This is a genomic window from Formivibrio sp. oc-25 (assembly GCF_055810895.1).
This window is the reverse complement of record NZ_JBVVOL010000093.1, coordinates 1-1,144: the sequence shown is the minus strand read 5'-3', so window position 1 is coordinate 1,144 and position 1,144 is coordinate 1. Positions and strand designations below refer to the sequence as shown.

At 59.4% G+C, this 1,144-nt stretch carries 2 protein-coding genes; both read right to left on the bottom strand.

Features of this window, described 5'->3' with window-relative positions:
- The coding region (locus AC0KVQ_RS16470; protein ID WP_473422283.1) for a TRAP transporter large permease at nt 1-683 on the bottom strand (683 nt) is incomplete at its 3' end.
- The coding region (locus AC0KVQ_RS16465; RefSeq protein ID WP_473422282.1) for a TRAP transporter small permease at nt 680-1,144 on the bottom strand (465 nt) is incomplete at its 5' end. The genes AC0KVQ_RS16470 and AC0KVQ_RS16465, both read right to left, overlap by 4 nt.

Here is a 1,144-nt window from a genome sequence, read left to right as displayed (position 1 = left end):
CCGATGATGATGACCGGCAACAGCAAGGCCCAGAAGGCATTGCGCGTTTCGATCAGGCGCTGCTTCATCGATACCTTGGGTTCCACGACCACGTCATCCTTGCGGGCAACGAAGTACCAGGTCACCATGATCGCGACACCCATCAGGATGCCCGGCACGATACCGGCGAGGAACAGCTTGGCGATCGATACCTGACCGGCCACACCCAACAGGATCATGCCGATCGACGGCGGAATCACCGGGGCGATAATGCCGCCGGCAGCGATCAGACCACCCGAACGCGGCAGGTTGTAGCCAGCGCTCTTCATCATCGGCAACAGGATCGCAGCCAGTGCAGCGGTATCGGCCACGGCCGAACCGGACAGGGATGCCATGATCACGGCAGCGATAACCGCCACGTAGCCCAGACCACCCTTGATATGGCCGACCCAGGCCATCGCCAGCTTGATGATGCGCTTGGTCATGCCGCCGGCATTCATGAATTCACCAGCCAGCATGAAGAACGGCACGGCCAGCAGCGGGAAGCTGTTGGCGCCATCCCACATGTTTTGCACCACGATCTGCGGGTCCATCATGCCCAAGTGCACCATCAGTGCCAGGGCACAGCCCAACAGGGCAAAGGAAATCGGCGTACCGATGGCCACGAAAAAGAGCAGCGCCACCACATAGATAATCAGTGTCATTTCTTCTCTCCTGCCTGAGCGCGACGCGCTTCTTCTTCATGCGCCAGCTCTTCACCCACCTTGTCCAGCTCGCGCTCGGCCAGCATCTCGGGATCATCCTCATGGCTTTCGGCCAGTTCCTGATCGGTGACGCGGCCCAAGGCCAGGCGGATCAGGTTGACGAAGGCGATCAATGCCAGACCGGGGCCGGCGATATAGGTCACGCCATACACCCACAGCGTGCTGATCTGCAGCACCGGCGAGGCGTTTTCGGCAATCACGGTATGCAGCATCACGGTACCGTAGGTGATGTAGATACCGCAGATCAGCACCAGCACCTGGGTGATGGCGTAAAAGAGTTTCTGCACCGGCTTGCCGACCATGTGCACAAACATGTTCACGTTGATGTGGGTGTTCTGCTTCATGGCGACGACAGCGCCGCAGAAGGTCAGCCAGATAAACATGAAGCGCGGTACTTCTTC